The sequence below is a fragment of the Desulfallas sp. Bu1-1 genome (genome assembly GCF_015594625.1).
Taxonomy (GTDB): Bacteria; Bacillota; Desulfotomaculia; order Desulfotomaculales; family Desulfallaceae; genus JADNRQ01.
Genome location: NZ_JADNRQ010000016.1, coordinates 23,455 through 48,733, shown reverse-complemented (window position 1 = coordinate 48,733; position 25,279 = coordinate 23,455). Strand labels below are relative to the sequence as shown.

The window sequence follows — 25,279 nt, the reverse complement described above, 5'->3', positions numbered from 1 at the left end:
TGTTCTTTACATTTATTGGCTACAATTTATTGCCAATGAATAAGGTATAAGATAAAATACAAAAAAGAATTTAAAAATAAAAATGTCCATGAAAGTTAAATTGGGCAAAGGTATTTTCCCAAGTCAACAACGCATAAAACGCAGGGTTCGGCCTGAAAGGTGATTGAATATGAATAACGATAATGCAATACTTGCGAAAATCGAAACTAATATGATAAAAATTAAAGGTTTTGGTGTAAAAAAATAGGGCTTTTCGGGTCATTTGCCCGGGGAGAGCAAACCGATACGAGTGACATAGATATTCTGGTGGAATTCTATCAAAACTAAAAAACGTCCGATAACTACATGGATTTAAAATTTTATCTTGAAGATTTACTTGGCCGTAAAGTGGATTTGGTTATAGCTGAAGCAATTAAGACGGATTTAAAGCCCAACATTACAAGGAGTGTACGATATGCCCAGGGAGTGTCCTGATAACGTTGCAGATAGCTTTCGATGTACCGCCTGATCTTTTCATAAGGCTGATAAATCCCAAAATGCCCCTCGCAGAGGATATCAGGCTTAAGAGCCAAAAGCTTTCGCATTGATTGTTCCCAGGCGGTCAGATCCGACCCCCAAGCGGGATTAAACGGACCGTGGATGTCCTGTCCGAAAAGAATCCTTTTCCCTCCGAGTTCAACGTAAGGGGAAATTCCTTCGGGAGTGTGGCCGGGAGTATGGAGAAAGACAAGTTTGAGACCCCCTAGGTCCAAGGTTTCTTCTTCGCCTCGGAGTACAACGTCCACCGTCACCGGCCTGTAATTCACGCCGTAATAACTTGCTGCAGTGAGTACGGTATTTTCCCCCTCCACTGCCGGGAGTTCACGCTCATGGGCCACCACTTTGGCCTGTAATTTTTCTTTTAGGTAAGCCAGTCCTCCTGTATGGTCGATGTGGCCGTGCGTCGTCACCAGATATTTCACGCAAGCGGGGTCAAGGTCAAGCTTCTTCAGGTTGCCGATCATGTCGGGGGCACTGCGGCCCAATCCGGTATCGATTATGGCCAGTTCACCGCCGCCGTCGAGAAGGTAAACGCAGCAGTCTTCCGGGGTGGTGATTTCCGGGCCGCCTATCTGGTAAAGGCTGTCGCAAATTTTAAACGGTTTCACTATTAATCCCTCCCACCGTAAACATGAGGGTTTTCTGTCACTGTTAATGGATTTCCGATGAGCAATTTTTTCCTGGATACTTTTTCTTTTCCAGGGAATCGAAATCTTGCAGTAAACATGAGGAATTAATTTTATAATCTGCCCGTTCTTTTCGCACGGAAATACTCTACAACCAACTTATCCACTTTCTGACTGGCTGCCAAGAGCTTCTCTTTGTTTCCGGGATCGACGGACAACAGTTCCCTCCTGGCCTTCTCCAGTCGTAGAATTACCCTGCCAAGTACCACTAAAATGTTCCTCCTTACGCTATTTTGCACCAAGTTCAATTGAACCACTTTTAGGAAAGTGCGTCAAGAAAAAACCATGTCAAATCGTGTCGGTAAAATTCAATCATCAAGCGGCAGAACTGGTACCTGGTGGCCTACTGCCTTGAGCGCCGGGCCATCCGGGTATTCCGGGTGGACCAGATCACGGATGCCTACCCGTATACAACGGAAAAGTTTACATACCCGGAGGATTTTATCATAAAAGAACACATGGCCACAAACTGTGGTGTGATTAACGACGGGGAAGTGTGCACGGTCAGGCTTAAGTTCGAACCCGGTGTGGCCTTTAGAATCAAAAACCTTACCACACCTCGCAGGTACTGGAAAAAGAACTGGACGACGGGTCCATTATTGTTTCCTTCCAAGTGTGCGGCATTAATGAAATGAAGATCTGGATAGTGCAGTGGGGAGATGCCGTGGAAGTTCTTGAACCGGGCTGGCTCAGGGAAGACATGTGCCAAATGGCCGAAAGCATATTAAGGGTTTACCGCAATGGAAAATAGGGAACAAGGAATGGCACCGTGGTAAAGCAAAATGGATCGCGGTGCTTTTTTAAAAGGGTGGTTTATAAGTGCAATTAGGGAACGTGTTGGCGACGAGTGGCGGTTGTTACCATAACCTCTTACCAAGGGCTTGAGAGCTACGCAATTTTTGTTAAAAGAATTAAAACAAGAGGTTGGTATGATGAAGATTTACCATAAAAACAATCAAACTCAGAGTTATTGGAGAAAGTATAAGCAGCAAAGAATTGTATTTAATAAAATATGTTGTGAAAAACCAACTATCTTAATTCCTACCGAAAATGGCTATGTAAAGCTTTGGTGCTTAATATGCCAAAAACAATTCAACTTTTCAATGAGGGACTTTATTAATTTTAAATGTCAGGTATCTTGCCCCCAATGTCAAGCAAGACTTAAGCCCCAACGGCTCTATATGGAAGATATGGTTGGTATTGTCGCAGCTGCGGAATTGCTGTTCAATTGTCTGATATATTAAAAAGCACCAGCGAACTTAAAAATAAAATGTTACCCACCCATGACGGGAGGAAAACAGAAAAAAGAAACACGGTGATAATATCAAAATGTATCAATTGTAGCAAATTTAATACTGACCTCTGTCCTGGTCCGCAGGTTGCAAAAGACTGCCGTGACCTACCTCAGTATTTTTGTGGAAGTTTTAGCCGTAAACAATATTCTGCTCGTGAACGATACTAAATATTAGAAAAATTTTTTCTTGGTTTAGTTCACTTATTTTATCGCTTTGACAACAAACTAACCAGGAGGAAGCCAGGGTTGAACAATTTTTTCATTAAGGTGGAAGAAATATGACGGTTGAAACGGTATGTTTTATTCCTTGCTGCTCCAGTAAAAACGCCGGTGGGGGCGTGGAAAGCCCTCCTTATACCTGGCCCGACAGTGGGTTGGAGAACACCTGGGCAAAACTTGAGGCAGCGCGCCGGGGAATGGAGCACTGCGTTAAAGGCGATTCAAGTCCTACCCCGGCAATGTATCTTTATACCGGTGGTTTTTATTCCGCCTTTGATACCGGTGCGGCAAAACAGCTGATTTTTGCGGGAAAACTGCGGTTATTTATCATATCAGCCGGCTACGGCGTGCTGGATGCCTTTGAACCAACCCGCAATTACGATGCCGAAATGAAGGGCGGGGTGGCCAGGTACTGGCGCGATGCCGGTTTGGCCGGTATTATCGGGGATATCTGTTTAAACCTTAACCCGAAGCAAGTTTACGGCTTTTTTGCCGGTCAACCTGGCTGGTCCGGCGCCGGGGCTAAATACCGGTATTTTTTCATTGCAGGAGTTAAAGAAGCTCTTCGTATGGGTTACGAACCCGCCCGGGCGGGCTGTTTCTACAGGCAAAGCGGCAGGGGGGTAACCGCTATTCTGGGAGCTCTGGGCAAAACCTTTTCCGACTGTCTTTCCGGTGGACTAGACTGCGATAAAATATTTGCGATAGCAAAAACAAGCGGCTTGAAAAAAGGTGGAATTGTAATCGGATATGAGGACCTAATAATCGGGCCACATAACAGCTAATAATTTGATTACCTGATTAGGAAGCTGGTGTTTATGGTTATAAAGTATTCTTCCGGAATTGAACGGGACCTGGAACGGTTTTATAGGATATTAAATACAATCAGAGAACGTGTCGGCGGCGAGCGGCGGCTGTCAACGTGCAATGGCCGGATGAACTGGCCGAGGCGGGGAGTATATTTTTTCTTCGAACCCGGTGAAAACAGGAGCTCGGGCGCGGGGCTGAGGGTGGTTCGCGTAGGAACCCATGCCGTTTCCAGGGGTTCCGGCACCACTCTCTGGACCCGTTTGCGTACTCACCGCGGTGTCCTCAGTGGAGGCGGCAACCACAGGGGTTCAATCTTCCGGCTTCATGTGGGGACAGCCCTGCTGGCACGGGGAGATTACCCCGATGCGGTCAGGCGAAGCTGGGGCAGGGGCAGCTCTGCACCCAAGGAAGTAAGGCGTGCCGAACACAGCCTGGAGTGTGCGGTAAGCGAGTACATAGGAAAGATGCCTTTTTTGTGGCTCGGGGTCGATGACGAGCCCGGGCCGGAGAGCATGCGCAAGTACATAGAGCGTAATGCGGTGGCGCTGCTGAGCGCAGCTTCCAGGTTACGCATTGACCCGCCATCGGAGGGCTGGCTGGGCCACAGCTGCCGGCACGAAGCAGTCAGAATATTGGGCCTGTGGAACGTGGACCATGTTTTCGATGATTACGACCCGGGTTTTCTCGAATTATTTGAGCAGCTGGCCGGACAAAAATAATTTAGCGCCTATGCCGGGCTAATACGGGGGTGAACAATGTTAAATAAAGGTAAGATTTTAAAATGGTTAGCTGCTTATGACCTGCAAAAGTACCCGGTTACCGTTTACCACGAACTGGTGGTTGAACAACGCCCTTGTGCAGGTAGAATTGAAATACTTGGTGCCTGGAAGACGGGGTGCTTAAAAGCCGGTGGTCAAGGGCGAGGGTATGTTGATCAAAATGGAACCACCTATTCATTCACCGCACGGTGGAATCCCAATAGTCCCGTAGGCTATTCAACCTGGCAAGAGATATCTAAAAATGAAAACGATATTAAAGAAAAAATCCCAAAGAATTACCCTCAAACAAAGCCTGCCATACTGGCCGAACTGGAATCCAGGAAAGGGTTTGGTTTCATATGGGCTTTATTTGTTTTGCATTGCTTTTTCCCCGAAACATATCCTCTTTTTGATCAACATGTATACAGGGCATATAGATATATTGTTTCCAAGGGAAGCGAATGCCCGCTGGCGCCACCGTTGGACTGGGGCATGTACTCAGGGTATCGGGATTTCTTCCTTGCCCAGGTTCAAGCGGCAGCCCTGCCTTACTGGGAGGTGGACCGCGCGTTATGGGCCTGCGGCAAGCATATAAAGCAATTAGTAAAAGCAAGAGGGCGCGGCGGGCAGCATTTGGGGGATTATGCATCGGAAAACACCGTTTTAAAGCTCCCCAAAACTCCGGTGCAGGATCTGCAGCACGAATGGGTGCATTCGATAACATTTGGCGGGAAGGCCAAAAGTTTCTGGTGGAAAATTGATGACGGCTATAATATTCACATTACGAGAGCTTTTAACGGTGCAAACAAAATCGTTAATACCAAGCTTATTAGCCCGGCAGAAACAGAACGATTAAATAATTACATGGCCCAGAACGGGTGGGTGCCTTTAGCCAATAACGTTGAAAAATTAAGGAGCGGGGAAGAGAAACACGGCATTGGGCTGTTTCTCTACGAACATTTGGGTTGGAGCATAACCGATAGCCAGCTGGCCGGCCATTTGGGCGTCATCTTTTCCTTATCCGGTGTCTGGGAGTACAACGGGAAGAAAAAGGGGATCGAGTTCAGGCAATTGAGTAAAGAATGGCGAAATTTGGTTAAAATCGTTGATCTTCATAGCCTGGTAATAAGGTTTAAAGAAAAGACAGGAATAGAGGTCATCATCATACCCGAGGTTTTACATAAAGTCAGCTCTATGGATGCCGCCGATGCAGTCGTGGCCTGCATTACGATGGGACAGGCTGTTAATTTCCAACGGGAAAACTACAGATTGGTATTTTTGTACAGGGATCTATTAGGTGCTTATTTCTGAGTAACAAATCTGAATTTTAGTTGCAAGTCCTGGAAAAGCTAATTTAATAACGGACATCGGAGGAATTCCAATGAGAATATTTGACCTTAAAGATAGGTTTATAAGAAGCTTGGTTGCAGGATTTTTTGCTTCAATAATTTTATTTGCGCTGAACTTGTTTTCCTATTATGTACTCCACTTCTCTAATCGCCGTTATATAAATTATTCAGCTTTAATGATCTTTGGTAGAAAATTCAATAACCTTGGTGAAGCAATTTTAAGCTCCATCAGTCAAATCTTTTTTGCAACAGGTTTAGTTGTTATTTTTAGTTATTTTATCCTGAAGGAAAATGGTAAAAATTTTATTTGGAGAGGAGCTTTTATAGGTTTTGGAAGTTGGTTTGCAATTACATCATTGAGTTACATCATAGGAATTCATAATAAATTGCCTATAAATATAGAGTCAGCCATTTCTTTTATGATCACTTCTATGATTTGGGGTATTCTTGGAGCTTGGTTTTTGCATATATTGGATGATCGATATGGTATCTAGAAAGAAACTTAATTCAGAAGGTAGTAAATAAAGCATTAAATGGCATTGTTATACGAATCCTATGGATGGTTTTTAGCTGTAGACTGCCCTAAAGATGCTGCACAATATGGACAAAATGCATCACAACCTTTGAATCACCACCTCCGCCCGCTCGTCCAGACGATTAAAGGAAGAAAGGGAAAAAAGGGGCTGGACCCAGGAATATATGGCCAATTTGCTCCAAATTAAAATAGGGACATTGTCCGGTTACGAGCGCGGCTACCGAACCCCTGATCTGGAAATGACCAAAAATTTCGCTGGGCAATAAAAAATTTATCATCATCGACAGCGGCCTATCGGATGCAGAAAAGCAATTTGTCTGTGGTCACGAACTGGGCCATTTTTATTGCACCCTTCGACAAATTTCTTATTTATTTTGCAGAAAACACATTTTTTACTCCAAACAGGAATACCAGGCTAACCGTTTTTCCTGCGAGTTGTTGTTGGGCGAACAAGTGGAATAGTACAAACACATAATTACGGAAGCTGCCGCAGCCGGTAAGCTCGAGCAGCTGGTTCAGCTGGTTTGGGAACTTTCTGAAAAGGAGGACGATTTACCATGAGAGCTGTTATCTACGCCCGGTTTTCCAGCGATAACCAGCGCCAGGAAAGCATCACCGCCCAGGTGCGGGCCTGCACGGAATACGCCCAGCGCAACGGCTATACTGTAGTCAAGGTTTATGCCGACGAGGCCAAAAGCGCCACCACCGACGACCGGCCGGGGTTCTTGGAGATGATTGAGGATACAAAAACCGGGCGGGTTAAAGTGAAACGTGGTGCTGGTGCACAAGCTGGACCGGTTTGCCCGCAGCCGTTACGACAGCGCGGTTTATAGAAAAATTCTGGCCGGCAGGGACGTTCGGCTTATCGCCGCTGACCAGCCGCTTGACGACAGCCCGAATCAACGAGCGGGAAGCGTCAGTAGTAAGACTTATTTTCTCCATGTTTCTGGAAGGGTATCGTTACAAAGCAATCCAGGACGCACTCAAAAAGAAAGGTTTTGTGACCAAGCGCGGTCGCCCCTTTGGAAAAAACTCTATTTATGAAATTTTGCGCAATCCGAAATGCGCCGGTTATTTACTGGGCGGAAGGCTAAAAACTTTAAAATCCCGGCGGGAAGAATTGCAATGCCGCCTGGATACGTTAAGATCACCTATGGAAGGGCTGACCGAGGAGATGGTGGTGCAGTATTTATTAACCACAAAGAAAACGCTGGTTAACCGGGAAAACCTTGTGGAATGCAAAAAAATAATGGACTTGTACGTCCATCAGATTAAGGTCTTTAATGATGATTGTATTGACATTTTATTTAAGATTCCGCTTGGTGCGGATAAAGGTGGTGTCGGAGGCGGGACTTGAACCCGCACGGTCTCCCATACGCCCCTCAAACGTACGCGTCTGCCGATTCCGCCACTCCGACTTAACGTTTACGCAAATAACATTATATGATTACTATTATGGTTTGTCAAGGGTGTAAGTTTATCCCTTCCCGCCGTAGATTTCGTCATTGTACAGCCATTTATATATTTCGTAATCCCTCAGCACTTTTTTGATAAAATTCCTGGTTTCCGGGAACGGGATCATTGCTATGTCCTTGATATTTCCGGAAATTTTTTCTTCCTCCAACCATTTACGTACATTCCCCCGCCCGCCGTTGTAGGCGGCGAGCACCATGACCCTGTTTCCCTCAAATTCATTTTCCAGGTTTGCAATGTACCAGGCGCCCAGCCGGATGTTGGTTTCCGGGTCAAACAGCAAATCCGGGTGATAGGGCCTGAGGCTGATTTGTTGGGCGATCCATCTGCCGGTTTCGGGCATTATCTGCATTAATCCCCGAGCCCCCCTGGCAGAAACGGCCTCGGGGTTGAAGTGACTTTCCGTTTTCATGATCGCGGCCAAAAAAATCGGGTCTACCCCAGCCCTGGCGGAATACTTGATGATTGCGTCACGGTAGGGTAGGGGATAAAAAATCTTTATTAAGTCAGTAAAGTTGAATATAACGGCAACGAGCAAAATTAAAAACAAAAACCTGAAAATATTCAACTTGCGCCTTCTGCGGGCTCCCAATCATATCACTCCAGATGGTGTTGGATTGACGACATCGTTCCATACTTGTCGCACCTGTCGCAATGTTTCTTCCAGATCACCGCTATTATCGATGACCCTGTGGGCGCAGGGAATCTTGTCCGCTTGAGGCATCTGGGCCGCTATGCGCCGGCGGGCCTGTTCTTCGGTGGTGGCGTCGCGCTGGATGACCCTGGCGATCTGAGTTTCGGGATTGACTGTTACCAGCCATACTTCATCGACCATTTGATGCATGCCTGTTTCGATGAGTAAAGGGGCTTCAATTATAAGTAAAGGTGAATCACTATTTTTTCTGTAGTCGGCTATGGCTTTCGACACCACGGATCCGATTTCGGGGTGTACAATGGCATTCAGGCGGGCCCGGGCATGGGGGTCGGAAAAAACAATTTGTGCCATTTTGGGCCGGTTCAGCGTTCCATCGGGGTTGAGCACTCCCGGCCCGAATTGGGCGACGATTTCCTGCAGCCCCCGGGTTCCCGGCGCCACCACGTCCCGGGCAATCTGGTCGGTATCGATTACCCTGGCGCCCAGGTTTTTCAAAAACCGGGATACAGTGCTTTTGCCGCTGCCAATGTTGCCCGTAAGGCCCACTACCAGCATAATTATTCCCTCCATTCGGCAACTATTAATACTTCTCTCGTTTATCAATCTGTCCTGCCGGGATTGGATAAAAAATTTCAGTCCGGCCGGGGCCGGACATCTTGCATTTTATGTTGTCGGATATTAGTGAATTTTAAATAATCCCAGGGCGATGAGAATGAATCCGGGTAAGGTGCTTAGTTTTTGACTCAGCCCGGTAGCTCCTATGCCCATGCCCGCAAGCAGCCCGGAATAGCTCAGGATAAAGTGCCCCAGCCCCACCAGCAGGGCGGTAAACACTATATTAAATCCGAGCATGGAAACCGCAAAACCGGCCGCAAACGCGTCCATGGCCAGCGCCAGGCCCAGTAAAACGGCCTCGCGGGACGATATTATACCGGAACGGTCCAGGTCGGCGCGGGATGGTTCCCGAAGAATCTGGATTACCAATCCCAGTGAGCGAAGGTGAATTTGGATCAGGGGGTTGGTTATATCTTCTTCATCGCCGGTTTGTTTGCGTTTTTTTCGCCTGTTTTCCTGTAGTGATTGAATTAATACCCAAATGCCGATGAAAAGTAAAATCATTCCTCCCAGCCTGTGGGCAAAAGTTGGGGAAAAATAACCCGCTACAGCGTGGCCAAGCATCATTGAAACCGTTATTGCCGCCATGGACATCAGGCTGATAATGGCCAGTGATGAGACGGGCAGCTTGATATTGCGTACTCCGTACGATACGCCCACCGCAAAAGAATCAATATTCAGGGCGATAGCGAATAGTGCCAGGGCGAAGAATTCCACCGACTTTCCCTCCTGTAGCTCGAACTTTGATTCTTTAAATACTATGGTCGGGAAAGTCGAAGTGTGCTTAATTACGCTTTCGGGCATGGCTTAGTTTATTACTGTTTTTGGCAGGCCGGGCAGTAATATGAGCTCCGCCCGCCTACTTTGATCCGCTCAATGGTGGAACCGCAACGGCGGCATTTTTCTCCTTCGCGGTTATATACTTGTAGAAGTTCCTGATAACTGCCCGCCCTGCCGTCGCCGTCCACGTAATCGCGCATGGAAGTACCCCGGTTTTCTATTCCTTCCTGCAGCACTTCAACGATGGCATGATAAAGATTGGCGATTTCCCTGGGCGAAAGGGTGCAGGCCAGGCGTTCCGGGTGCAGGCGGGCCCGGTGCAGCGCTTCGTCGACATAGATGTTCCCCAAACCGGCAACGAAGGTTTGGTCCAGGAGCAAGGGCTTGATCCGGGTACGCTTTCGTTTAAGCTCCCGGCGCAGAAAATCCCTGCTGAATTCCCGTTCCAGGGGTTCCGGGCCCAGGTCCTTGAGTCCCTTGACTTTATTCAGGTCCTTGGTGGATGAAAGCTGGATGGTTCCGAACTGGCGCATGTCTGTAAATCGCAGCTCGTTACCGTTACTTAGTCTGAATATTACATGGGTATGCCGGGGCGGCGGTTCCTTGGCGTCCGTGTAGACTAGCCTGCCCGTCATGCGGAGGTGGACTACCAGTAGTTTATCCCCGGATAAAAATATCAGCAGATATTTGCCACGGCGTCGTAAACGTATTATTTTTTTACCGGTAACCTCCGTGATGAATTCATCCGGTGACGGACTCCGGATTACCTTGGGCAGGTTTACATCCACGCCGCTTATAGTCAGCCCGGCAATTTTTTTTTCAAGCGTTTTTTTAATTGTTTCCACTTCGGGTAATTCCGGCATTGATCAATTACACCTTTCTAACGTCATACCAGTTGGGTCCCACCTTGAGGTCCACCACCAGGGGGACCTCAAGGTGCAACGCGTTTTCCATGTATTCCTTGACCAGTATTTTCACTTCAGCCAGTTCTTCCTGGGGCACGTCAAAAATGAGCTCGTCATGTACCTGTAAAATCATTTTCGTATCCAGGTTCCTTCGTTTCAACTCTTTATTTATTCTTACCATGGCCAGTTTAATTATGTCCGCGGCGCTGCCTTGAATGGGAGTGTTGATGGCGGTTCGTTCACCGAATGCCCTGGTTACCCGGTTGGAACTAAACAGGTCCGGCAGGTAACGGCGGCGGTTAAGCAGGGTTGTGGCATATCCTTTTTCCCTGGCTTCGGCAATTTTATCATCAATAAATTTTTTTACCCCGGAGTAACGTTCGAAATAGCTTTTAATGTACCTGGCTGCTTCTGCCCGGCTGACCTTGATATCCCTGGACAGGCCGAAGTCGCTGATGCCGTAGACGATACCGAAGTTTACCGCTTTGGCCCGGTTGCGAAGCTCCGGCGTTACTTTATCCATGGGCACGCCGAACACTTCAGCTGCGGTTCGGGTGTGGATATCCTGTCCTTCCCGGAATGCTTCCACCAGGTTGGGGTCACCGGACATATGGGCCAGGATGCGCAGTTCGATTTGAGAGTAGTCCGCCGCCAGGATCAAGTTGCCTTCCCGGCGGGGGACAAACACTTTTCTAATCTTGCGTCCCTGTTCCAGCCGGATGGGGATGTTCTGCAGGTTGGGATCGGAGCTGGACAGCCGGCCCGTGGCAGTGACATCCTGGTGGAACGTGGTGTGAATTCTGCCGGTTGTGGGGTTGATCAAACCAAATAAACTATCGATGTAAGTGGATTTTAGTTTGGCCAGCTGGCGGTATTCCAGTATTTTTTCCACCACGGGGTGGTAGCGGGCCAGTTCCTCCAGCACCGACGCGTCGGTGGAGTAGCCGGTTTTGGTGCGCTTGATTACCGGCAATCCCAGTTTTTCAAATAGGATGTAGCCCAGCTGTTTCGGTGAGTTGATGTTGAATTCTTCGCCGGCCAGGGTATAAATTTCTTGCATCAGTATTTCAATTTGCTGTTCTATTTCCCCGGACATGTCGCGGAGTATACCGGGGTTTACGGCAACCCCCTCAATTTCCATTTCCGCAAGTATTGATACCAGCGGCAGCTCAACTTCATAGTAAAGCCTGTCCATGTCCAGCTCAACCAGTTTACGGTGTAATATTTCGCCCAGGCGCATGATTGCGTCGGTTCCAGCAATTTGAGCATGTTCACCTTCGGTGGGCAGCACGATGTTTAAGTACTGCAGGGCCAGATCCGGTAATGCGTTTGAAACATAACCCGGGTTGAGCAAGTAAGCCGCGAGTGCGATATCAAAATGGAGGCCTTCCAGCGCCTGGTTGTGACGGTGTAATAGCCAAATGGCCTCCTTACCGCTGTAACAGGTTTTTTTTACCTGCGGGTTGGCGCAAATATCACAGATAACATTGAGCGCCTCAATCTGATCCCGCACCGGCAGCAGGTAAACGGGCTTGCCCGCAATGGTCACCACCGCCTCGTTAATCCCGGCGTCTCTGGAGCCGTAGAGTTGCAGCGCTATATTACCGGATAAAAGAATTTCCCGCTTCAGGTTATTCAGTTCTTCTATGGTTGCCGGGATGTGGTATTCCACCTGGTAAGTTTCCAGTTCGGCCTGCTTTGTGTCAGTTTGTGGATATACTTTGACGTCTTGTTTGTCGTTATTTATTTTTTCAATAATGCCGCGGGTGAGAGTTTTAAATTCGAGCTTGTTGAAGATGGCAAGCAACGCCGGGTAATCCGGCCCTTGCCAGAGAAAAATCTCAAGGTCTACATCCAGGGGGACCTGGCGATCTATGGTGGCAAGTTTTTTGGATACCAGCGCCTGGTCTTTGTATTCTTTAATTTTATTGCGCCAGCGCGAGGGCAGTTTCTCGGCGCCGGCTATTACGTCTTCCAGAGTGCCATGTTCCTGGATTAGTTTAAGCGCGGTTTTTTCGCCAATGCCGGGAATGCCGGGAATGTTGTCGGAGGGGTCGCCCATCAGCCCCTTGACATCAATTATTTGCGGCGGGCTTACGCCGTACCGGTCCCAAACCTTTCCTTCATCAAATTCCTCCATTTCGGAAATACCCTTTTGAGTCAGCAATACTTTTACCCGGGGGGAGACCAGTTGAAGGACATCCCGGTCACCGGTGAGCACAATTACTTCCAGGTCTTTTTTTTCGGCCAGGCCGGCGAGCGTACCGATAATATCGTCGGCTTCGTAGTTTTCCAGTTCTAAAAAATTGATACGCAGGCATTTGAGCACATCTTTGAGGATTGGAAATTGTGATCTCAGTTCGGCCGGGGTCGATTTGCGATTAGCCTTGTATTCCGCGTAACTGGCATGCCTGAATGTAATTTTTCCCTTGTCGAAGGCAACCGCGATGTAATCGGGTTCAATCAATTCCAGTGCTTTAAAAAGCATTTTGGTAAAGCCGTAAACTGCATTGGTCACGATGCCCTGACTGGTTGATAAAGGGGGTAGGGCATGAAACGCGCGGTGGGTCAGGCTGTTGCCGTCGATAATGAGAAATTTTTTGGGGGACATTATTACACCTGCCTTATATTGGTCGTTGATGGTCAGTCGTCTGTGGTCGGTCAATTGTTCTTGAATGACTTAATAATATTATCAAGATTTGCCGTATTAAAAAATACTGTGGTCATATTTTCAACTATGGGTAATGAAATACCTTCTGTTGAATCGTACTCCCCTTAATTAGTTGGCAAATGTCAGCAGGACTTTATCATATGCCCATCGAAATATATTATTAAAATTTAATGGGGGTAGTTCATATGTCCAGGCGACTGGTGTTCCTGGCTTTAACTTTTTTAGCCTTGTTTTTGTGGGCGCAGCCGGTGGGAGCCGCTCAAGACACAAAAGATAATGATGCTCAACTAATTATGGAAATCAAGGAGCTGATTCAGCAACACCATCTATCCAATCCCGATCCCGCAGTTTTAACAGGCGGTGCCATTCAGGGCATGCTGGATAGTCTTGACGATCCATATACCGAGTATTTTACCCCGGAAGACATCCAGAATTTTACCGATTCGCTGAATGGTGACCTGGTTGGTGTTGGTATTGAATTGAGCGCCGGTGATCAATACCCGTTTGTTGTAAGGGTAATACCCGGCACACCTGCGGATAGGGGCGGAATCAAGGCAGGAGACCTGATTGTGTCCGTGAACGGAAAAAGCACCGCGGGCCGGTCGTTAAGCGAAGTGGTGGACGAAATTCGCGGTGTTCGCGACACCACGGTGGTCTTAACTATACGGCGGGGGGAAAAGGATTTTGATTTGGCATTACGCCGGGCGGATATTCACGTGCCTTCGGTGGAATATGAGATGCTGGCGGGTGGGACCGGTTATATCAGCATTAATTCTTTCGGGTCCCAAACCGCCGAAGAATTTGAGTCCGCCATCAAACAATTAATGTCATCCCGGGCAAAGAGCCTGATTATCGATTTGCGTGATAACGGGGGCGGCTACCTGCAGGAAGCAGTGGAAATACTTGACGATTTTTTGGCTGAGGGATCCATTGTCGTCAGTATCGTGGACGGGCGGGGTAACAAGGAGGAGATCAGGACCGGGCAAAAACCTTTTGTCAGCGGGTTGCCCGTGGTGATTTTGGTCAACGGGTGGACGGCCAGCGCTTCGGAAATAATGGCGGCGGCGCTGCGGGATTACGGAATGGCCACTCTGGTAGGCAGTCCAACCTTTGGAAAAGGCGTGGTTCAAAGCATTATCCCGTTAAGTTCGGGTGGTGCGCTTAAACTGACAATTTCCAAGTACCTGACACCGGCGGGGCATGACATAAACAACATTGGATTGGAGCCCGATTATTCAGTTTTAACCGGCAATCTGCAAAAAGAAGTGGCCTGGCAAATATTGCATCCCGAAGACGACCCGGATTTGGTGGTTGATACCAAAACAGGCAAAGTGCTGGTTAATGGTAGAAGTATTGATTTAAAAATAAACACTATTAAAAGGGGAAACCGGGTTTATCTTCCACTGCGCCCCGTTTTGGAGTCCATGTTATATCAGGTTTTTTGGCAGGATGGTAAAATTAATATTTTTTCAGGCCAACAGGAAAAATTAACAATAAACACTGGAAACAGCGGCCCCGGGGGCGATACCGGTATTATTCTGGAAAAAGGGATCAGCTACGCGCCTGTGGATTTATTGCAACGATTGAATATTGATATTAATATAAATGGAAATAGTTATATCCTGAGTAGAAATCTTTAAGAACTATGTTCTTACTCTAATTGCTGTCGGTTCCCGATAAAGGAGGTGCTTGTGGTGCCGGATAAGCAGTGCCCGTGTGGGAGCGGAAAGAAAATCAGCGCATGCTGCGGACAAAAAGGTAAAGTAATAGATTTAAATCAGTATCGTTGGCGGCGTGCCGGGCGGCATCTCCGCAGAAAACTGGCCGAATTTGCCGATCATGAAATGTTTGTAGAAGAGGCCGAAATTGCCAGGGAATATTTTTTTAGCGTAATGGACCAGGACCTTGTGGATGATGAAGACGATTTATTATTGGAGCGTTTTTTTGAGTGGTTTATTTTTGATTACCGCATTCGTGAACAAACATTGATCGAATATTTTAGCCTTGCCGGAAGGCTGACTTCGGAGGAAAAGGAACTGCTGGAGAAATGGAAGGTGGCCAGAAGTTCTTTTTACCAGGTGCTGCAAGTGGATAGCCAGTCAAGGATTGTTCTTGAGGATTTGGTGCGCGGTGACCAGGTGGAGGTAAACGACGGCAATGCCGTCCAAGAACTTGAACAAGGCCATATCTTACTGATGCGTATATTATCTGTGGGCGAAGATAATGAATTCTCCACCGGCGGTCTGGTGCTGCCCCCGGAAAGCAAGAATTATATCATCAGCAGGGTAAAACTGGATGCAGAGTTGTATTGGAAAGAGCACGGTAACCGGGGGAACTGGGATAATTACTTGCGTGATAAAGCTCATGTGCTTAACGCGCTGGTGGTTGAAGTGGGATCCATCTGGGGTGTTTCGCTGAGCAATGACGGGGCGGACGGCCAGTTTATCACTCCCGGTGAAGGGCATTTTGCCGGGATGGCTCAGCAGGTTACCAATATATTTTTAGACTATTTTTATGACCGCTGGATTAATGAACCCATGGACGTTTTGCAGGGCAAAACGCCGATGGAAGCGTCCCGGACCAAGCAGGGCAGGGAAAAACTGCAGACATTATTACAAGAACTGGGCAAAATTGAAAAAGCCAGAGCCCAAAAGGGAGAGCCTTTTTACGATCTTTCCAGGCTCAGGAAGAAACTAAGGTTGCCTGAAAGCCCTCTTCAGCAGAAGACCGAGGGGATTAACAACAATAAATGGGCATGCGCCGACTATGACGGGGTGGCCGCTCTGATCAAGGATGGCCTTGAAAAGATGGGCTATCGTTCCCAGATTAAAAAGGCAGTGGAACTATGGGAAAAATACAGCAGCATGGCCCGCCCGACGTTCAGGAAACCGGGAGCATGGGCGGCGGCGGTTATCTATGCCGTGGCCAGACTGTTGGGGGACGAAAACATCAGGCAGAACGAATTGGCCGATATGTACAATGTTTCTGCTTCCACAATTTCCTCCAATTACAGGAGCATATGCCGTACTCTGCAGTTAAACGGTTAAGGGCGGTTGAATAAAATCAAGTATTATAATGATTTAAAACCCGGAGGTGCCCATTGTTAGAAGAAATTAATGTTATTTTGGAGTTTTTGGTGCGTGAGGTTACCGCGTTTATTTCCGCCCTGGGTTACTGGGGCATTGCCCTGGGCATGGCCATTGAAAGTGCCAATGTACCATTGCCCAGCGAGGTTATTTTACCGTTTGGCGGGTATCTCGTTCATACCGGCCAGCTCAATTTTTTTGGGGCCGCCATGGCTGGGACGCTCGGCGGTCTGGCCGGGTCCATAGTTTCTTACTATATTGGTTACCGGGGCGGCAGGCCGTTTTTACAAAAATACGGGCGGTATATTGGATTTTCCCACAAGCATTTCAGGCAGGCCGAGGAATGGTTCGAGCGTTACGGTGAAGCCACCGTATTTTTTACCAGGCTCATGCCCGTGGTACGAACCTTTATTTCCCTGCCGGCCGGCATTTCGGGCATGAATTTCTTTAAATTTGTGTTTTACTCATTTCTTGGCTCACTGCCGTGGTGTTTTTTTCTTACCTACCTGGGGGTTAAGCTGGGTGAGAACTGGACGGCTTTGAAACCGTGGTTTCACCGTTTTGATATTTTAATTGTGGCGGCAATTATTGTTGTTCTACTGTGGTGGTATTTAACCAAAAAACGTGGCACCAGGTAATTTTTAACAAATTGGTTGGCTGGATAAAAAAATGCGAAGGAAAACCTGCTATTTTCCTTCGTATTTTTTTTTGCCGTTTACCCCATAATAAATTTAATCGATTACCCCGGGGCCGTAATTAAGCAATTCGGAAACTGTGACCAAGCGATAACCTTTTTTGCGCAGGCCATCAATAACGGCGGGCAGCGCAGCCGGTGTACGGTCGCAGGTATCGCTGGCGTGCATGAGTATTATGGCGCCCGGGTGGGCTTTTTCCAAAACGCGGTTAATGATTTGGTCCACCGAACGTTCCTTTTTCCAATCCAGGGAATCGTCGCTCCACTGGATTACCTTGTAGCCAAGTTCTTCGGCGGTTTGCAAGACCATCTCATTCCAATCACCGTTCGGCGTTCTGATCAGTTTTGGGCTGACGCCGGTGACTTCCTGGATAACATTATGGGCGGTCATAATATCGTTTTTTACCCATTCTTTGCTGCGTTCACTGTAATTGACGTGTTCATTGCCGTGGCTGGCGATTTCGTGGCCTTCGGCTGTAAGTCTTTTGGGGAATTCGGGATATTTTTCAACCCAGGGACCGCTTAGGAAGAAAGTTGATTTAACATTTTTTTCCTTTAAAATATCCATTACCGGACCAGGCACCTTGGTACCCCAGCTGATATCGAAAGTCAGCGCGACTACGGGCTTATCCGTTTGCACCTTGTAGATGGCGTGCGGCTTTGCTTCGGCATCGGTGGGCGTGGTATTTTGCTGCAGCATGATCATGAACAGAACCGCCGTTAAGATAAAAAAAGCCCCAAGAAAACAATTCCTTTTTATTTTCCGCAGGTTTAACAAGTAAATACGCATATTTTCACCTCTTTTATCAGGCTATTTTAAAGATATTTCTAAAATTAGCAGGGTATGTTTATAAAGTTTTAATTTTTTCCAGGAAAAATATTCCGAAGGTTGGGGGTAAATTTGCTTAAAAAGAATTTAATTATACTGCTTGTTTTGTTTTTAGCCTGTTATATTGGGGAGACTGCAAAATCCGAAGCGAGTAACTTTGACGTCAACGCCCGGGCTGCAATTTTAATGGATGCCGAAACCGGCCAGGTTTATTACGCTAAAAATGCCGGCCAGCAAAGGTCCCCCGCCAGTTTAACCAAGCTGATGACTGCTATCCTGGCGGTGGAGAATGGTAAACTCGATGATGTGGTAGAGGTAAGTGGCCGGGCGGCGTCTATTTCGGTGGGTTCGACCATCGGGTTAAACAAGGGTGACCGGATTACCCTGGAGAATTTGCTTAAAGCGGCTTTAATTACGTCGGCCAATGATTCAACGGTGGCCATTGCCGAGCACGTGGGAGGCAACCACGACGCCTTTATATATCAAATGAATCGGAAGGCATTACTGTTGGGCGCCAAGGATACAAGATTTGCCAATACCAACGGGTATTATGATCCCCAGCACTATACCACCGCTTACGATTTGGGGTTAATTACCCGGTATGCCTTGCAGAAACCCCTGATCAACGAGCTGGTTTCCACCAGGGAAGATGTAATCAAATGGGTCGAGCCCGAACGGGAAAAAGAGGTCAGGAATACCAACCGGTTGCTCTTTTCCGATGAAGTGGCGGGTATTGACGGCGTTAAAACCGGCAGCACACCCAGGGCCGGAAATTGCCTGATTGCCTCCGCTACCAGGGGGGATATGCGGTTGATAGCGGTGGTGCTGCATGCGGGCAACAGGTACCGGGAAGCCGCCAAGCTTATCGAGTATGGCTTCGAGGAAGTTCGACCGGTGGTTATTTTCCCGGCCGGCAGGCATCTTGGTAAGGTTAAGGTAAGGAACGGCACGGAAGCTGTGGTACCGGTAACCGTTTTAGATCCGGTGCGGGTCAAAATTGCCAAAGGCCAGTTAAAAAATATCAGGCTACAAGTTAAATTGAACGACACGATCAGCGCCCCTGTAAGGGAGGGGCAGATGCTCGGGCACGCTTTATTCACTATTAATGGCTACAGGTTGATTAAAGTACCACTGGTGGCTGCCAGGGAGGTGCCTCCCGCCAGGCTGTTCCCAAGAATTTTGTACTGGCTGTCAGGCTAAATCAATTTATGTTATTAATCCTACTTGACTTTTGCCCGCTTTTACGGCATAATTAATGTTGCAGCGACTTCGGGCGGGTAGTTCAGTGGGAGAACGTCTGCTTGACACGCAGAAGGTCGGAAGTTCAATTCTTCTCCCGCCCACCAGGAAAGACAAGGCCTTTGGGGGTATTAATCCTCAAAGGCTCTTTTTATGAACAGCAAAATCATTCTTTGATTTTTAATAACGTCGATGTTAAAATAAAGCAGGTTGAGTAGCAAACTTTTCAGTTCCCGGGAGGTGCGATATGCTTGACCATCAATTATTAATATTTGTTACGGTTGCGGAAAAAAAAACTTTTCCCGGGCGGCGGAAGCTTTAAATATTTCCCAGCCCGCCATCAGCCAGAACATTCACGCGCTGGAGGAATATTATGGAGCCAAACTGTTTGAACGTTCCAGTAAAAAGGTGGAATTAACCCAGGCCGGTGCTACGTTATACGCATACGCCAGGGAAATTCTGGACCTCCATCGCATTGCCAAGCGGGCCGTTTCGGATCTGGTGGAACTGGTAACAGGCAAGCTGACCATCGGGGCCAGTTTTACCGTGGGTGAGTATGTGTTGCCGCGAATTTTGGCCGCCTTCACCAGAAAATATCCTGACGTGAAGTTCTCGGTAATCATTGGCAATACCGAGTTTGTGCATGAACATGCCCGGGATAGCAGCATAGATGTCGGGCTGGTGGAAGGTCTTGTTGATGATCCTCAACTGGAAGTGACTAAATTTCTGGACGATGAACTCATTTTAATCGTCTCCAAAAACCACCCCCTGGCCGGCGCTTCGGTTAGCCCGGAGGAATTGGAAGCCAAGCTTAAAGATGTGCCGTTTATTATCAGGGAAGAGGGTTCCGGGACCAGGTTGGCGGTGGAAAAAGCTTTAGAAAAGCTCAATTTTAAACCCAGTAATATGATTGTGCTGGGCAGCACCCAGGCCATCAAGGAATCGGTGGAAGCCAATCTCGGTGTGACCATGCTTTCAAAATGGACACTGCGTAAAGAAATAAAGCTTGGTTCCATAAAACCGATCAGGTGTTGCAACCCCTTTAAAAGAGGCTTTTATTTGATTCAGCACAAAGATAAATTTCAGTCCCGGGCCTGCGCCGAATTTATCAGATTTATTCTGGAGCAGACCTTGCGGCTATTTTGAGTTAGGGCGTGTTATACAACGCCCTTTTACTGTTGGCACCGAAAAACCCCGGAATCATAAAGTGTAAAAAAACGTGTTTCAAAAAAAAGGGGCCAATTGGCTAATTGGCCGAAATGACTGTGTTTATGCGATTTTGAAATCACACTAGCAAATTCTCACGCCATAAACATTTTGGGTCCATATCTTTCTTGCGCATTCAGGGCAGGTATTATTGCCGGGGCGTTTGAGGCCGTCTTTGAGTTGTTTATTGATATATGCCAGGTGTCTTTCAGTGGCGAAAGCGTTTCCACATACCTCGCAGTAAACAAGCTCCAGGCGGCTCATCAAACCGCCGCACATGCGCATTTCCCTGAAACCATGATTGTCTTCCATGGTAATGGCGCCGGTGGGGCAGTTTACGGCACAGGTGCCGCAGCCGATGCAGCGTTCCCCCGTCCGGGTGAAATCGGTTTCAGTGTCCCGGTTGCCGCTTAAGTAGCCAAGTTTGACGGCATCCGCCCCCACCTGGTGGCGGCAAACATCCACGCAGTTGCCGCAGGCGATGCAGAGGTCGCAGCGCAGACACCTTTTCGCTTCCGATACCGCCTGTTCTTCACTGATGCCCGACATGACTTCCTCAAAAGTACTCTTTTTGTCAGCCCGGTAAAGCTGGTGCAAATCAACCCGGCCCTGGTCGGACTTTTCCCTGGGGCTGGTGGGGATAGGGGGTATGCTTTTCCTTTTTACGGGATATTTTATGCCGGCGGCGGGTTTTTGCCCGCGCAGGAAGGCATGGATGGCCGCCGCGGCCTGTTTGCCGGCTGCCATCGCTTTAATTGCGGAGGCCGGGCCGGTTACGGCGTCGCCCCCGGCAAACACTCCCGGCAGGGAAGTTTCCATTGTTTCCGGGTTGACCACGATCCGGTTTTGCTGCACATCTACCTTGCCGTCCGCGGCGCCGTTTTCCAGGAAAGAGAGGTCCGGCTGCTGACCGGTGGCAAATATCACCATATCGGCTTCCATTTTAAATTCGGATCCCTGAACGGGTACAGGCTTGCGGCGGCCACCGGTATCCGGCCGGCTCAGTTCGTTCCTGATGCATTCAATATATTTCACAATGCCGTTTTCGCCGCCGACGCCAACCGGAGCGACCAGAAAATCAAATTGTATCCCTTCTTTTTCCGCATCCATTATTTCTTCGGGTAATGCCGGCATCTCTCCGCGTGTTCGCCGGTAAACAATTCTGACCTCCCGGGCGCCCAGGCGCAGGGATACCCGGGCTGCATCGATGGCCACGTTGCCCCCGCCTACCACGACCACTTTCTTTCCGCTTAGCGTGTCGCGTTTTGCCCCCGGTTCATCCATAAGCCCGGCGTTAACAGTTCTAAGAAAGGTAACTCCGTCCAGCACATTTTCCAACCCCTCCGGATTGGGGACCGGAATTGAACCTTTCCAGGCGCCGGTACCGATGAACACGGCGGCGTAGCCCCGGTTGAACAAATTGGCAATGCCGTTTTCGCCGGTGATGGGGCTGTTGAGTCTGATTTCGACGCCCATGGCTTGGATGCCGGCTATTTCATCCCGGAGCACTTCCCGTGGCAGCCTGTAGGGGGGGATCCCGTAAGCCAGCATGCCCCCGGCTTCGGGCATGGCTTCGAAGATGGTCACCCGGTAACCCCTCCGGGCCAAAAAGTATGAAGCGGAAAGCCCGGCCGGCCCGGCACCGATCACGGCCACTTTTTCATTATATTTCTTTTGGGGCGGCTCCGGAGAAGGGCGGTTTGCTTCACGGGATTTGTCATAAGCCAGTCTTTTTAATGCGCAAATTGATACCGGCTTATCCACCAGTGCCCTTCGGCAGGCCTTTTGGCAGGGGTGTTCGCAGATCCGTCCCAGGCTCCCGGGCAAAGGTACATCTTCCTTGATCAGATCGAGTGCCTTTTGGTATTTACCCATGCCAACCAGGGCGATGTAATTGGGAATGTCGATGCCGGCCGGGCAGGCTGATTGGCAAGGAGCCGGAACGAGCTTGGGGCATTCCGCGGAAGGACAGATATTGTTTTCAATATGCACTAAAAAATTGCTTTCATTACCCCGCAGGTGCCCGGTGACACTTTCGGCTGCTACTTTACCTTTATGGCACTGGCAAAAATTAATAATCTGGTTGGTCAGGTCGTAAATTTTGTTTAAGTGATCAATTGAAGCAGCCCCGTCCCGGATTGCCTCCAGGCAGGTCAAGATATGGTTGAAGTTACGGCGGCAAATACCACAGTATTCCCGGTCGCTTAAAAAATTTTGAATTAAAGTTTGTAACTCTTTTACTTTGCAACCACTTGCGGTCATATCAACCATCTTCCTTTATTAAGGATTTTTGCCGGCGGCCACATTCCTGGCATACCTTACGCGCTTGTCATCCGGCACGTTTTCCGCCAGGTCGAAATTCAAGCAATTGGTGGGACAAGCGGTGACGCAAGCCGGTTTCAGCCCCGCGTCGATGCGATCCAGGCAAAAGTCGCATTTTACGGCCTTGCCCCGTGACGCGTCCCACTGGGGCGCGCTCCACGGGCAGGCCATGATGCAGCTCTTGCAGCCGGCGCAGCGACTTTGGTCAATGTACACCACGCCATCGCCGGGGCGTTTTTTGATCGCCTGGTTGGGGCATGCCGGGACGCACCAGGGGTCTTCGCAGTGGAAGCAAGATAAAAAGATATAATTTGCTTTGGGTTTGCCGTTCAACTTAACCGGGCCCACCTCGATAATTTGATTGGGCTTGGGCCCCACGCCGAGGCCTTTGTTGATTTTACACTGAACCTGGCAGCTGCGGCAGGAAATGCATTTATGATCATCCTGGTAAAGGGCGTAAATACTCAAGGTGAATCACACTCCCCTAAACATTGATTTGCGGATGGAAATAACGGGTTACGCCGGTTGTACCGTGACATGAACGTGCTGGAGGGCCGGGCTGCCGCCGACCATGTCGCTGATATTTTCCTGCAACATGGTATCGCTGGCGCCCTTGTTATAGCATCTGGTTTGCGCGGGCACTTTTCGCCCGAAACCATGGACCATGAAAACCGCCTCGGGGTGAATCAGGTCTGTAACATACGCGCGGATGGTTTCCTGCCCGCGGGACGAGGTAACCCGGACCATTTGCCCGTTTTGGATCCCAAGTTTTGCTGCTTCACCAGTATTGATCCATAGCAAGTTCTCCCGCATCAATTCGTTAAGCAAAGGGTTGTTCTGGGTGGATACATGGGTATGAGCGACGTTTCTGCCAATCAGCAGCCTGAATGTACCTTCCGCGGGTGGCTGAACCGGTTCATACTCCGGGAATGATGGAAAACCGTTTTTCTCCAGCAGGCTGGAAACAAATTCAATTTTGCTCGAAGGGGTTTTCAGTTTCAGACCGTCCCGGCGGTCCCAGTAAATGGGTTTATTGCTCAGGGCAACGTAACCCTTTTCCTCAAAATCCTTGATCCTGATTCCGGTTCCCTCCAACTGGTAGGCCCACAGGTCTTCCAGTGTGTTATAAGGGAAATATTGACCGGTATTCAATCGTTCGGCTAACTGCTTGATTATCTCCCAGCCCGGTTTGGTATTGTATCGCGGTGTAACCGCCGGTTTTCTCATAAACAGGCTTGGTTTGAGCCCGTCAACCTCCTGGATGGAGTCCCCTCTTTCCAGGTAAATTGATTCCGGTAGAATAACATCGGAATACCATGCCGTCTCGCTGAAATGGATGTCAATGGTTACAATAAAATCAAGCTTGTCAAACGCCCGCTTGTTGGTTTTATAATCGGGAATGGAAACAAGCGGATCGTGGCGCCATACAATCAAGCCTTTAACGGGATAGGGGTCTTCCTTCAAGATGGCTTGCGGCAACAATTGCACCACACCGTGGTTCGGGTCCGGGGTCGGCAGTTTGCCGGTTCCTGCCCTGTCGCATCTTTGTTCCGTTATTTCCGGCAGCTTTTGTCCGGTGAGCTTGTTCAAGGGCTTAAGGCCCAAATCTTTGGCCCCTTTTTTAAAGAAGATTCCTCCGGGAGCTTCAATACTGCCCATCAGGGCGTTCAGCATGATGATGGATCTTCTCAAGTATATCTCGTTGGTATAGTGGGCCGAGCGGTAACCGTAATGGAAAATCACCGCAGGTTTCGCCGCGCCGGCCTCACGGGCCAGGTCGATGATTTCCCGGGCCGGAATTCCGGTCTCCCGTTCCGCCCATTCCGGGGTGAACGGCTGGACAAATTTTTTCAATTCCTCAAAGCCGGTAACCCACCGGTCCACAAATTCACGGTCATAAAGCCCTTCTTTAATGATTACATGCATCAGGGTGTAATTGAGGGCCAGGTCGGTACCGGGCCTGATCATTAGATACTTGTGGGCTTTTGTGGCGGTTACGGTGACTCTGGGGTCGATGTAGGTAAGTTTAGTGCCGTTTTCCAGCGCTTTAATCAATTGTTTGACGGCTTTAAGCTCAATTGATTCCAGGTAATTACGCCCGTACAGAATAATGTGCCTGGCCTTTGGAATATCTACGCCGACTTCATTGTCGGTATAGCCGGTTAATGATCGAAATGCTGTGTTTAAAGACCCTTTGCAGCAAGAATCGTGGGTGAAATAATTGGGCGAGCCCAGAGCTTTCATGAATGTTTTGCTGATATGTGAATTGAGGTGACTTCTTTCCGTTAGCGCGATGCTGCGGGCCCCGTACCGGTCCATGGTTTCCCGGAGTTTATCCGCCACGTAGTCCAGCGCCTCCTCCCACGAGGCTTCGCGCCATTCCCCGGAACCCCGGGGGCCCGTTCTGATCAGGGGGGTTTTAAGCCTTTCAACGTCGTTTAACAGGCTGACCCCGGCCGCCCCTTTGGGGCAGATACTGCCTTCTATCCCATCAACATGCGGGTTTCCTTCGATTAACTTGATGTCGTCGTTTTCCACCATGACCTTGATGGGGCACCTTACGGTACACATAAAGCAAATGCTGTAAATGGGTTGCATGCACCAGCCTCCCTC

25 protein-coding genes, 2 tRNA genes and 2 pseudogenes are annotated in these 25,279 nt (G+C 48.7%); 17 read left to right on the top strand and 12 right to left on the bottom strand.

The features are described from left to right. Nucleotides 1-243 precede the first annotated feature (243 nt). On the top strand, nt 244-327 hold the full coding sequence (locus IT084_RS18855) for a nucleotidyltransferase domain-containing protein (RefSeq protein WP_313885481.1): 84 nt from the start codon (nt 244-246) through the stop codon (nt 325-327). Nucleotides 328-359: 32 nt separating this feature from the next. Here the strand turns inward: IT084_RS18855 and IT084_RS13240 are convergent, their stop codons facing one another. Both IT084_RS13240 and IT084_RS13235 read right to left on the bottom strand, forming a co-directional pair. Next, nucleotides 360-1,148, bottom strand: coding sequence for an MBL fold metallo-hydrolase (locus IT084_RS13240; RefSeq protein ID WP_195713371.1), 789 nt, complete (start codon nt 1,146-1,148; stop codon nt 360-362). A gap of 131 nt (nt 1,149-1,279) precedes the next feature. Then, nucleotides 1,280-1,435, bottom strand: a complete 156-nt coding sequence (locus tag IT084_RS13235; protein ID WP_313885478.1) for an aspartyl-phosphate phosphatase Spo0E family protein — start codon at nt 1,433-1,435, stop codon at nt 1,280-1,282. Between the two features lie 129 nt (nt 1,436-1,564). On the opposite strand from IT084_RS13235, the pseudogene IT084_RS13230 reads away from it, so the two are divergent. From IT084_RS13230 to IT084_RS18250, 9 genes and pseudogenes are all read left to right on the top strand, one after another. Further along, nucleotides 1,565-1,977: pseudogene (locus IT084_RS13230) on the top strand (helix-turn-helix transcriptional regulator). An 821-nt stretch (nt 1,978-2,798) separates the two neighbouring features. Beyond that, complete coding sequence (locus IT084_RS13225) at nt 2,799-3,524, top strand: hypothetical protein (protein WP_195713370.1); 726 nt, start codon at nt 2,799-2,801, stop codon at nt 3,522-3,524. A gap of 33 nt (nt 3,525-3,557) precedes the next feature. After that, on the top strand, nt 3,558-4,268 hold the full coding sequence (locus tag IT084_RS13220) for a hypothetical protein (RefSeq protein ID WP_195713369.1): 711 nt from the start codon (nt 3,558-3,560) through the stop codon (nt 4,266-4,268). Between the two features lie 117 nt (nt 4,269-4,385). Continuing rightward, on the top strand, nt 4,386-5,618 hold the full coding sequence (locus tag IT084_RS13215; protein WP_195713368.1) for a hypothetical protein: 1,233 nt from the start codon (nt 4,386-4,388) through the stop codon (nt 5,616-5,618). 70 nt (nt 5,619-5,688) lie between these two features. Beyond that, entirely contained in the window at nt 5,689-6,150 is a 462-nt protein-coding gene (locus IT084_RS13210; RefSeq protein ID WP_195713367.1) for a hypothetical protein, read from the top strand. 133 nt (nt 6,151-6,283) lie between these two features. After that, the gene (locus IT084_RS19030; protein ID WP_195713399.1) at nt 6,284-6,457 is read left to right on the top strand and encodes a helix-turn-helix transcriptional regulator; all 174 of its coding nucleotides are present in this window, start codon (nt 6,284-6,286) and stop codon (nt 6,455-6,457) included. Then, nucleotides 6,441-6,653 (top strand): ImmA/IrrE family metallo-endopeptidase, encoded by a 213-nt coding sequence (locus IT084_RS19025; protein WP_195713398.1) that lies wholly within the window; start codon nt 6,441-6,443, stop codon nt 6,651-6,653. The genes IT084_RS19030 and IT084_RS19025 overlap by 17 nt, the downstream gene beginning before the upstream one ends. 95 nt (nt 6,654-6,748) lie before the next feature. After that, entirely contained in the window at nt 6,749-7,024 is a 276-nt protein-coding gene (locus IT084_RS18255; protein ID WP_243276964.1) for a recombinase family protein, read from the top strand. A 50-nt stretch (nt 7,025-7,074) separates the two neighbouring features. Beyond that, entirely contained in the window at nt 7,075-7,548 is a 474-nt protein-coding gene (locus IT084_RS18250) for a recombinase family protein (protein ID WP_243276963.1), read from the top strand. On the opposite strand, the gene IT084_RS13190 is transcribed toward IT084_RS18250, so the two are convergent. From IT084_RS13190 to polA, 6 genes are all read right to left on the bottom strand, one after another. After that, nucleotides 7,527-7,609, bottom strand: a tRNA-Leu gene (locus tag IT084_RS13190). The genes IT084_RS18250 and IT084_RS13190 overlap by 22 nt on opposite strands. A 59-nt stretch (nt 7,610-7,668) precedes the next feature. Further along, nucleotides 7,669-8,256, bottom strand: coding sequence for a lytic transglycosylase domain-containing protein (locus tag IT084_RS13185; RefSeq protein WP_195713366.1), 588 nt, complete (start codon nt 8,254-8,256; stop codon nt 7,669-7,671). Beyond that, on the bottom strand, nt 8,257-8,874 hold the full coding sequence (coaE, locus tag IT084_RS13180) for a dephospho-CoA kinase (protein WP_195713365.1): 618 nt from the start codon (nt 8,872-8,874) through the stop codon (nt 8,257-8,259). Between the two features lie 123 nt (nt 8,875-8,997). Beyond that, the gene (gene ytaF / locus IT084_RS13175; protein WP_395879860.1) at nt 8,998-9,651 is read right to left on the bottom strand and encodes a sporulation membrane protein YtaF; all 654 of its coding nucleotides are present in this window, start codon (nt 9,649-9,651) and stop codon (nt 8,998-9,000) included. A 98-nt stretch (nt 9,652-9,749) separates the two neighbouring features. After that, nucleotides 9,750-10,577 (bottom strand): bifunctional DNA-formamidopyrimidine glycosylase/DNA-(apurinic or apyrimidinic site) lyase, encoded by an 828-nt coding sequence (gene mutM / locus IT084_RS13170; protein WP_195713363.1) that lies wholly within the window; start codon nt 10,575-10,577, stop codon nt 9,750-9,752. 7 nt (nt 10,578-10,584) lie between these two features. Then, nucleotides 10,585-13,230: a DNA polymerase I gene (polA, locus tag IT084_RS13165; RefSeq protein ID WP_195713362.1), complete on the bottom strand. Its 2,646-nt coding sequence runs from the start codon at nt 13,228-13,230 to the stop codon at nt 10,585-10,587. A 245-nt stretch (nt 13,231-13,475) separates the two neighbouring features. Here polA and IT084_RS13160 point away from each other — a divergent pair, with 245 nt between their 5' ends. The 3 genes from IT084_RS13160 to IT084_RS13150 are packed head-to-tail and all read left to right on the top strand — an operon-like array spanning nt 13,476 to nt 17,014. Beyond that, complete coding sequence (locus IT084_RS13160) at nt 13,476-14,930, top strand: S41 family peptidase (RefSeq protein ID WP_195713361.1); 1,455 nt, start codon at nt 13,476-13,478, stop codon at nt 14,928-14,930. A gap of 54 nt (nt 14,931-14,984) precedes the next feature. Continuing rightward, a complete protein-coding gene (locus tag IT084_RS13155; RefSeq protein WP_195713360.1) occupies nt 14,985-16,337 on the top strand; it encodes a YecA family protein in 1,353 nt (450 codons plus the stop codon). Nucleotides 16,338-16,390: 53 nt separating this feature from the next. Beyond that, nucleotides 16,391-17,014, top strand: a complete 624-nt coding sequence (locus IT084_RS13150; protein WP_207744585.1) for a DedA family protein — start codon at nt 16,391-16,393, stop codon at nt 17,012-17,014. A gap of 93 nt (nt 17,015-17,107) precedes the next feature. Here the strand turns inward: IT084_RS13150 and pdaB are convergent, their stop codons facing one another. After that, complete coding sequence (gene pdaB, locus IT084_RS13145; RefSeq protein WP_195713359.1) at nt 17,108-17,860, bottom strand: polysaccharide deacetylase family sporulation protein PdaB; 753 nt, start codon at nt 17,858-17,860, stop codon at nt 17,108-17,110. A 111-nt stretch (nt 17,861-17,971) separates the two neighbouring features. Between pdaB and IT084_RS13140 the strand changes: the two genes are divergently transcribed. From IT084_RS13140 to IT084_RS13130, 4 genes and pseudogenes are all read left to right on the top strand, one after another. Continuing rightward, on the top strand, nt 17,972-19,099 hold the full coding sequence (locus IT084_RS13140) for a D-alanyl-D-alanine carboxypeptidase family protein (protein WP_195713358.1): 1,128 nt from the start codon (nt 17,972-17,974) through the stop codon (nt 19,097-19,099). Nucleotides 19,100-19,170: 71 nt separating this feature from the next. Beyond that, nucleotides 19,171-19,245: transfer RNA gene (locus tag IT084_RS13135), tRNA-Val, on the top strand. A 154-nt stretch (nt 19,246-19,399) separates the two neighbouring features. Then, a pseudogene (locus IT084_RS19020) lies at nt 19,400-19,507 on the top strand (LysR family transcriptional regulator); the annotation flags it as partial. Nucleotides 19,508-19,546: 39 nt separating this feature from the next. Then, on the top strand, nt 19,547-20,284 hold the full coding sequence (locus IT084_RS13130) for a LysR substrate-binding domain-containing protein (RefSeq protein WP_313885477.1): 738 nt from the start codon (nt 19,547-19,549) through the stop codon (nt 20,282-20,284). Nucleotides 20,285-20,428: 144 nt separating this feature from the next. Here IT084_RS13130 and IT084_RS13125 read toward each other — a convergent pair whose 3' ends face one another. The 3 genes from IT084_RS13125 to IT084_RS13115 are packed head-to-tail and all read right to left on the bottom strand — an operon-like array spanning nt 20,429 to nt 25,264. After that, nucleotides 20,429-22,606: an FAD-dependent oxidoreductase gene (locus tag IT084_RS13125; RefSeq protein ID WP_195713357.1), complete on the bottom strand. Its 2,178-nt coding sequence runs from the start codon at nt 22,604-22,606 to the stop codon at nt 20,429-20,431. A gap of 18 nt (nt 22,607-22,624) precedes the next feature. After that, nucleotides 22,625-23,134 carry a 4Fe-4S dicluster domain-containing protein gene (locus tag IT084_RS13120; RefSeq protein ID WP_195713356.1) on the bottom strand — a complete coding sequence of 170 codons (510 nt, stop codon included), beginning with the start codon at nt 23,132-23,134 and terminating at the stop codon, nt 22,625-22,627. 48 nt (nt 23,135-23,182) lie between these two features. Then, nucleotides 23,183-25,264 carry a molybdopterin-dependent oxidoreductase gene (locus tag IT084_RS13115; RefSeq protein WP_195713355.1) on the bottom strand — a complete coding sequence of 694 codons (2,082 nt, stop codon included), beginning with the start codon at nt 25,262-25,264 and terminating at the stop codon, nt 23,183-23,185. Nucleotides 25,265-25,279 lie beyond the last annotated feature (15 nt).